This is a genomic window from Acinetobacter sp. YH12219 (assembly GCF_013417875.1).
GTDB classification, from domain to species: domain Bacteria; phylum Pseudomonadota; class Gammaproteobacteria; order Pseudomonadales; family Moraxellaceae; genus Acinetobacter; species Acinetobacter amyesii.
Map to the genome: position 1 here is coordinate 1 of NZ_VPDC01000042.1, position 8471 is coordinate 8471.

Annotated in this window: 5 protein-coding genes; 4 read left to right on the top strand and 1 reads right to left on the bottom strand. The window is 35.7% G+C overall.

Going from position 1 to position 8471, the window contains the following annotated elements; translation table 11 throughout:
• The first annotated feature begins 205 nt into the window (after positions 1-205).
• The 3 genes from FTV04_RS16085 (at position 206) to FTV04_RS16095 (ending at position 6174) form a co-directional block, all read left to right on the top strand.
• The gene (locus tag FTV04_RS16085) at positions 206-1774 is read left to right on the top strand and encodes a type I restriction-modification system subunit M (RefSeq protein ID WP_180090367.1); all 1569 of its coding nucleotides are present in this window, start codon (positions 206-208) and stop codon (positions 1772-1774) included.
• A complete protein-coding gene (locus FTV04_RS16090) occupies positions 1774-2997 on the top strand; it encodes a restriction endonuclease subunit S (RefSeq protein WP_180090369.1) in 1224 nt (407 codons plus the stop codon). The genes FTV04_RS16085 and FTV04_RS16090 overlap by 1 nt, the downstream gene beginning before the upstream one ends.
• Positions 2998-3210: 213 nt before the next feature.
• Entirely contained in the window at positions 3211-6174 is a 2964-nt protein-coding gene (locus tag FTV04_RS16095; RefSeq protein ID WP_180090371.1) for a type I restriction endonuclease subunit R, read from the top strand.
• A 150-nt stretch (positions 6175-6324) separates the two neighbouring features.
• Here FTV04_RS16095 and FTV04_RS16100 read toward each other — a convergent pair whose 3' ends face one another.
• Positions 6325-6519, bottom strand: coding sequence for a hypothetical protein (locus FTV04_RS16100; RefSeq protein WP_078189992.1), 195 nt, complete (start codon positions 6517-6519; stop codon positions 6325-6327).
• Between the two features lie 457 nt (positions 6520-6976).
• Here FTV04_RS16100 and sbmA point away from each other — a divergent pair, with 457 nt between their 5' ends.
• Positions 6977-8173, top strand: coding sequence for a peptide antibiotic transporter SbmA (gene sbmA, locus FTV04_RS16105; RefSeq protein ID WP_180090373.1), 1197 nt, complete (start codon positions 6977-6979; stop codon positions 8171-8173).
• Positions 8174-8471 lie beyond the last annotated feature (298 nt).

The following is an 8471-nucleotide window of genomic DNA, read 5'->3' on the forward strand; positions in this document are numbered from 1 at the left end:
ACAAAATAAATTTTGTGATTCAATGCGCTAAATCTAATTTGGGTAAAAAATGGGTACAGGTAAAACGCTATTGACTTTATGGTTCACTAAATCAATAGCTTAGGAGTTGAGTTCAATTGACGCCATCTCCACCAAAATTCAAAAAAGTCGAACCTTCGGGTTCGGCTTTTTTTATGATTAATTAAAAACATTTTTTGGTACAACAATGACTCAAGTCCAGCTTCAAGAACTGCAAAAACAACTCTGGAATATTGCCAATACTTTGCGCGGTAAAATGGGGGCAGATGAATTCCGTGATTACATTTTGGGCTTGATCTTCTATAAATATTTGTCTGAAAAAATTCAAAATAATGCCAACGAAATTTTGGCGCCGGATCAAATTAAGTTTACAGAATTGGTCGAAGATACTGAAAATAATCATGCATATTTGAGTGCTGTGCGTGAAGAATGTCTTGCGAGTATGGGCTACTTCTTAGCACCACAAGAATTGTTCCATAGTATGGCAACATTAGCTCGAGCAAAAAAATACATTTTGGATGATGTAATTAAAACCCTTAAGGCAATTGAGCAAAGTACGCTGCGTACAGATGCGGCAGATGATTTTTCGCATTTGTTTGAAGACATGGATTTAAGTTCGACCAAGTTAGGAAATACGCCTGATGACCGCAATGAGCTGATTAGCCGTGTGATCGTACATTTGGACGATATTAATTTTGATCTATCGAATACTGAGTCTGATATTTTAGGCGATGCTTATGAGTTTCTCATTGGTGAATTTGCTTCAGGTGCTGGTAAAAAAGCAGGTGAGTTTTATACACCGCAAATGGTTTCGACTTTGCTTGCAAAACTTGTCACCTTAGGTAAAGAACGTCTACGCAGTGTATATGACCCGACTTGTGGTTCAGGATCTTTATTGCTACGTGTAAAGCGTGAAGTCGGCGATGTGGATGCGATTTACGGTCAAGAAATGAATCGTACGACCTATAACTTGGCACGTATGAACATGATTTTGCATGATGTGCATTACTCAAAGTTTGAAATTAAGCAGGAAGATACTTTAAAACGCCCACAGCATATGGAATTGAAATTTGATGCGATTGTAGCGAATCCACCATTTTCTGCTAAATGGTCTGCGAGTGAGTCATACTTAAGCGATCCGCGTTTCCGTGATTTTGGCAAATTAGCTCCAAGTTCTAAGGCAGATATGGCGTTTTTACAGCACATGCTTTATCAGTTAGATGAAAATGGGACTTTGGCGATTGTACTGCCGCATGGGGTTTTGTTCCGTGGTTCGAGTGAAGGGCATATTCGTAAGCATTTAATCGAAAAGTTAAATGTGATTGATACGATTATTGGCTTGCCTGCCAATATTTTCTATGGCACGACTATTCCAACCTGTGTGTTGGTGTTGAAGAAAAACCGTGAGCATAGCGACAATATTTTATTTATTGATGCGAGTAACGAGTTTGATAAGCAAAAGAATCAAAACAAGCTTTTGCCAGAGCATTTAGATAATATTATTGGTGCATTTGAAAACCGTCAAAATATTGAAAAATATGCATACGTAGCGAGTCTGCAAGAAGTTGCTGACAATGATTACAATCTGAATATTCCACGTTATGTGGATACTTTTGAAGCAGAAGAAGAGATCGATTTAGATGCAATAGCGAAACAGCTTCAAGCCTTAGAAGTTGAAAGTCAAAAGACTGATGCAGTGATTGCGAGCTTCTGTAAGGAATTAGGCATTGACTCTCCGTTTGCGGAGGTGAAGTAATGACTTCACCTAAATTACGGTTTAAAGAGTTTGATGGGGATTGGAGTAAGGTTAGTTTAGATAAAATTTCTAAGGTTTTTGATGGGACGCATCAAACTCCCAACTATGTAGAGTCAGGCATCAAATTCGTTAGTGTTGAAAATATTCAGTCACCTTATGACAGTGATAAATTTATTACTGCAGAAGCATTTAAAAAAGACTTCAAAAATAAGCCTCAACTAAACGACATTTTAATGACGCGCATTACGGCTGGTGAAATTGGTGCAACGGCTATCGTTAATGACAGTGAACCATTAGCATATTACGTTAGTTTAGCTTTAATTAGACCTAAAGCTAATGTAAGTACACCATTTCTGAATCAATACATAGGAACACCTTTTTTTAAAAATGAGTTACACAAACGAATTATCCATGTAGCTTTCCCTAAAAAAATTAATCTAGGTGACATTAATGAGTGTTTAATATCATTGCCTAACAAGCAAGAGGAACAAATCAAAATCGCTTCTTTCCTTTCCGTTGTGGATGAAAAGATTAACCAACTGACTGAAAAACATGAACTACTGAGCCAATATAAACAAGGCATGATGCAAAAGCTGTTTAGTCAGCAGATACGTTTTAAAGCGGATGATGGGAAGGAGTTTGGGGAGTGGGAAGAGAAATTTTTGAAAGAGTTTTTTCCTAAAATTAGAAATGGTTTTGTCGGTGTGGCAACTCCTTATTATGTGGAATCTGGAGTTAAATATCTTCAAGGTAAGAACATCAAAAATGGAAAAATTGATGCCACAGGACTTATCTATATCAACAATGAATTTCATCAAAAAAAGACAAATTCAATATTGCATACTAATGACATTTTGATGGTTCAAAGTGGCCATGTTGGAGAGTGTGCTGTTGTTACCGATGAGTATAAAAATGGAAATTGTCATGCACTTTTGGTTCTAACACCTAAATCCTCTCAAATAGTGAATTCTGAATTTGTTGTATATTACTTTTACTCAGAGTTTGGAAAGAAAAAAATTACCCTAATCAAAACAGGTAATACAATTGAACATATTTTAGCTTCAGATATTAAAGAAGTTTCTATGTTATTTCCATGTATTGAGGAACAAACCCAAATCGCTAATTTCCTATCAGCCATTGATCAAAAAATTGAAGTCGTTGCACTGCAAATTGAACAAGCTAAACAGTGGAAAAAAGGCTTGTTACAGCAAATGTTTGTGTGATTGTTATATGGTTTTATAAAATTCCTGCATTTATTCAAATGCGGGAATTTTTTTATTTAAGAAAGTACTGAAAGATTCCTAAAAGAAAAAACAGTGATCTGTATCATCAGTTTAGATGTTTGTTTGATGAATTTAAAAGATTGAAAAATATAATAAATCTATTAGAATCAAAAGATATACATACCAATAGTTAAAAACTGAGCAGTATTATAAATGTCGACCCAAAAAGAACTTGAACTCGAAAACCAATTTATAGCGCACTTAATAACTTTAGGGTACGAACGTGTTCAGTACAGAAACGAGGCAGCTTTACTCACAAACCTAAAAAATCAAATAGAAAAATTTAACGCACTGACTGCACCACTCACACAAGAGCAATGGGAACAGGTGTGGAATTACCTGAGCAGTGAACATACGATTTTCGGCAAAGCCAAACTTTTACGTGGTTCATATCAACTCAAATATGATGATGGTACGACCCAAACACTGCGCTTTTTAAGTGATGATGCAGCAAAAAATATTTTTCAAGTGACCAACCAAGTGACGGTCCAATACGGGGAGAGTGGCACAGAAACCAGCCGTTTTGATGTCACGCTATTGATCAACGGTTTTCCATTAGTACAAGTTGAACTTAAACGCAGTGGCGTAGAAATCGCACAAGCGTTTCACCAAGTGCATAACTATAGTAAAGATGCCTATACCTCTGGACAAGGTTTGTTTGGATACATCCAGCTCTTTGTCATTAGTAACCGTGTAAATTGCTTATATTATTCACATGGCACACCACTGTTTGATTTCACATTTCCATGGGCCGATGAAAACAACAAAGCAATTAATGATTTGAGTAAATTTACCGAAGCATTTTTAAACGCTGCACATATTACGAAAATGATCAGTAAATACATCGTTCAGCATCAAACCAATGAATGCTTGATGGTGCTGCGACCTTATCAAGTCTATGCAGTTGAAAACATGATTCAGCATGTGAAAACCTCAACCGATCATGCCTATATTTGGCATACAACGGGTTCGGGAAAAACACTCACGGCATTTAAAGCCAGTGAAATCATGCGTCAGCTACCTGAAATAGAAAAAGTTATCTTTGTCGTGGACCGAAAAGACCTAGATAATCAAACCACTAAAGAGTTCAATGCCTTTGTTCCCGACTGCGTAGACCAAACGACCAACACCAAAACATTGGTTGAGCAGCTCATCGGTAAACGGCTGAACTCACGAAAAAATGAAAGCAATATACTCACAGATAAATTGGTCGTGACGACCATTCAAAAGCTGAATAACGCAATTACACTCCCTAAATTCAGAGAATTGATCGCTGATTTGGCAGATAAAAAAGTCGTATTTATTTTTGATGAATGCCACCGCAGTCAATTTGGTGATACTCACCAAAATATCAAACGCTTCTTTAAACAGGCGCAAATGTTCGGTTTTACAGGCACGCCTATTTTTCCTGTGAACTGTCAAAGCATTGGTGGCGTGAAATACACCACAGAATATCTATTCCCTAAACGACTGCATAAATATGTGATTGTCGATGCGATAGCAGATAAAAATGTTTTACCATTTCAAATTGATTACGTAGGACAATTTACCGCTCATCAGGTGAATGCAGGTGATGAAAAAATACAAGGCATCGATACTAAAGAATTGTATGACAACCCTGAGCGCTTAGAAAAAATTGTACGTTATATTTTAAAAAATCATGACAAAAAAACGGCAAAACGCGAATTTTGTTCAATGTTTTGTGTCAGCTCAGTAGATGTCCTGCTTCAATATTATGAAATATTTACCAGAGTCCAAGCAGAGTTGGTTGCAGAAGCGGACAAGAAGGAAGAAATTTATACCCCTTTAGTGATTGGTACGATTTTTTCTTTTGGAGCGCAGGACACGACAAACGACGCCAATGACTCCACAACAGGTACGATTTCTGAAGAAGAACTAGAACAGCCGAGTCAAGTTGATATGGGGCGTAAAGCACAACTTGAACGGATCATTGCAGAATTCAATACACGCCATCTGACTAGCTATAACTGCGACGAAGGATTTTATGAATATTATAAAAATCTAGGTGATCGAGTTAAGTACTTCAAAGTACCTAAACCACCTAAAGAAGTTGGGGAGCTTAAAGGGCCACCAATTGACTTGCTGTTGGTGGTGAATATGTTCCTGACAGGGTTTGACTCATTGCCACTTAATACGATTTATGTCGACAAAAACTTAAAATATCACGGTTTAATTCAGGCTTTTTCGCGTACAAACCGTATTTATAAACCAACTAAAGCTTTTGGTAATGTCGTGTGTTTTAGAAATTTAAAGCAGGCAACAGATAAAGCTCTTTCTACTTTTGCAGACGACCAAAATTTTGAACAAGTGATTGTGCCACCATTGGATCAACAATTAGCTGAATTTAATAAGTGTGTTAGTGAATTAAGAAAAATAACACCTGAGTGTCAGTCAGTAGATGATCTAAAACTCGAAAGTCAGCAGTTGCAGTTTATTCAAGCTTTTCGTGATGTGATTCGTCTACATTCACAACTGAAAATGTATACAGACTTTGATGTTGATAAAGCAGTTATAGTGCCGCAAGAACTTGAGGACTATAAATCTAAATATAAAGATTTGTATGACAGAATAAATAAAGGTACAGCGGTTGAAAAAGATTCAGTGCTACGTGACGTGAATTTTGCTTTAGATTTTATTATTAGTGATTATGTAAATCAGGATTATATTTATACATTATTAAATATGATTGCTGCTGCGCCACCGTCCTCGATTCAAAGAGCGAAACAGCAGCAACAACTCCAATCTTTACTCAGTAATGACCGAAAAATGTATAAAAAAATGGATTTGATTCAGAAATTTATTGATGAACAAATACCACGAATGCTGAATGGCCAAAGTGTTCAAGATGCATTTAAGCAGTTTTGGGATGCAGAAAAACAGCAAGCCTATGATGTCTTTTGTAAAGATGAAAATCTTGTGATTGATGAATTTAAAAAAGTGGTTAAACGATTTGATTTTACTGAACGTTTTCCGCACGCACATGAAATTCGTCCATTGCCAAAAAACAAGCCTTCAGCACTGGTGAGTAAAGTCTATTTTGAGGGATTGCATCAGAAAACCAATGCGATTTTAGAAAAATATGATTTACGGATTTAAACGTTAAGCTAAGTTATGAAAAAATATTTGCTTAAAAGGAGGGTTCTTTTTATGGAATTTAAGAACCTTATCCTGTTTATTCAATAATTGTATGATTAAATTTCTTAGAATAAATATGATTTAAAAACAAATCACAAAGTGAGGCGAAAATTAAATTTCGCGCCAAACTTCATTCTTATCTTTCAATGAAATCATAAAGTTAAATTTGTCATCATTACTTACCAAAAGGCCTTCTGGCGTTTGCATAATCACTTTTAGAACGGTACCAGTTTCAAAAACCAAAGGACTGCAATTTTCTTTATTTAATGTAATTGGTTTGAGTAATTCAACAATTGCACTTTCCATTTTACTTCCCCAAGCATAGGTTGTTAATTGAACTTAGCATATTATTGGCGAAGAAACATGTTTTGTAAATGACGTGAGCTACTTCACAGGAAATATTTTAGAGAATTCCATAACTTAAGTTTAAATAATGGTTAAATAATTTATGGATTTTAATTTATTGATATCAAAGAAAATTTATAAAATTACAAATTTTTTAAGTGTATCTGTATGCTTAAGATGCGTTTTTTGTTCCACAAACAATGACCAAATCATCAATATGACTTGATCAATAAAGGAATTTAAGGCAATTTTCAGTTTTCATGCTTAAGCTAACAGAATGATGTGTCGTCTTGTATTTGATTGTTAAATTTCAGATTAAACAGCGTTAAATATTCAATCCGAATAACAAAATTGATGAAATAAAACTTATCATCAGCAACTCAAACTAAAAACAAAGATTTAGGGAAATATAGGGCCAATGTTTAAATCGTTTTTTCCAAATCCAAAATGGTTTTTTGGATCATTCCTTCTATGGTTCGTAATCAATATTGTCTTGTGGTATAGCGGTGGTAATAGTTGGGGTACGATATTTGGTTTACCTGCAAATTATCATATTGCAGAACTACCTATTGGTGTCAGCCGATTTTGGAGTCCCAAATTTTTATGGTTCTATGTTTGGTTTTTTGTAGCAACGGCGCTTTTTGCAGCCTTTTGGAAGATCAAATCAGATAATCCTTGGCAGCGATGGTCAGTGTGGGGAACCGCACTTATTCTGTTTAATGTTTGGTTTAGTGTGGAATGTAATGTCGTGATCAATGCTTGGTATAACCCATTCTATGACCTGATCCAGAAAATGCTTTCAGGTGGTGGGGGCGAAGTGACGATGCTATATTCTGAGATACTGACTTTTCTCTATGTGGCCATGGTGTATGTCACACTGGCTGTATTGAACCTGTTTTTCGTCAGTCATTATGTTTTTCGTTGGCGTACTGCAATGAATGACTTTTATACTGCGCATTGGGAAAAACTGAGAACCATCGAAGGTGCCTCACAGCGTATTCAAGAAGACACGATGCGCTTTGCAAAAACCACAGAAGGACTTGGGGTTAGCTTAGTTGAATCGGTGATGACCTTAATTGCATTTCTACCTGTGCTGCTAACTTTATCAACACATGTAAAGAAATTACCTGTCGTGGGGGAAATCGCCTATGCATTGGTTTGGGCGGCAGTCCTTTGGGCGGTTTTAGGGACGGTTATTTTAATGCTGGTGGGTTATAAACTACCGGGTTTGGAGTTTAATAATCAAAAAGTCGAAGCGGCATATCGTAAAGAGTTAGTTTATGGTGAAGATCATGCAGATCGAGCAGACCCTTTCACATTACAAGAATTATTTACTAAAGTTCGTTTTAATTATTTTAGACTGTATTTCCACTACGCTTATTTCAATCTGGTTCGTATTTGGTACATGCAACTGGATAATATTTATGGATATTTTATTTTGTTTCCAAGTATTGCTGCGGGAACAATTACGCTCGGTATATTAATGCAAATTTTAAATGTCTTTGGGCGTGTACGTGATTCCTTCCAATACCTGATTTCCTCATGGACAACCATTATCGAACTGATTTCTATTTATAAGCGTTTAAGAGCATTTGAAGAAAAAATTAATAATTGATTTTATAAGTTTAAAATAGACCTGCACTAAAATGCAGGTTTTTTTATGACTTTAATTTTAAGTTAATATATTTCAATAAAATCAATAGATTAATATTTTTAGATGAGCTGTTTTTTTACTCGATTCCATATTGTCGCTCGAATCATGGATAGGCCCAGCTTTATATTATTATTAACCCGAATCGCGGATAAGAAATAAACTTGAAAATAAGAAGACTAGAGCCATCAGTTGAGTTACCACACAAAACTCACAACTCTAGTCCTAATGTTCAATAGTACCGAATTATTCTGCGTAATTG

Coding starts and splice junctions, on each gene's coding strand:
- FTV04_RS16085 (WP_180090367.1), top strand. CDS start 206: ATGACTCAAGTCCAGCTTCAAGAACTGCAAAAACAACTCTGGAATATT.
- FTV04_RS16090 (WP_180090369.1), top strand. CDS start 1,774: ATGACTTCACCTAAATTACGGTTTAAAGAGTTTGATGGGGATTGGAGT.
- FTV04_RS16095 (WP_180090371.1), top strand. CDS start 3,211: ATGTCGACCCAAAAAGAACTTGAACTCGAAAACCAATTTATAGCGCAC.
- FTV04_RS16100 (WP_078189992.1), bottom strand. CDS start 6,519: ATGGAAAGTGCAATTGTTGAATTACTCAAACCAATTACATTAAATAAA.
- sbmA (WP_180090373.1), top strand. CDS start 6,977: ATGTTTAAATCGTTTTTTCCAAATCCAAAATGGTTTTTTGGATCATTC.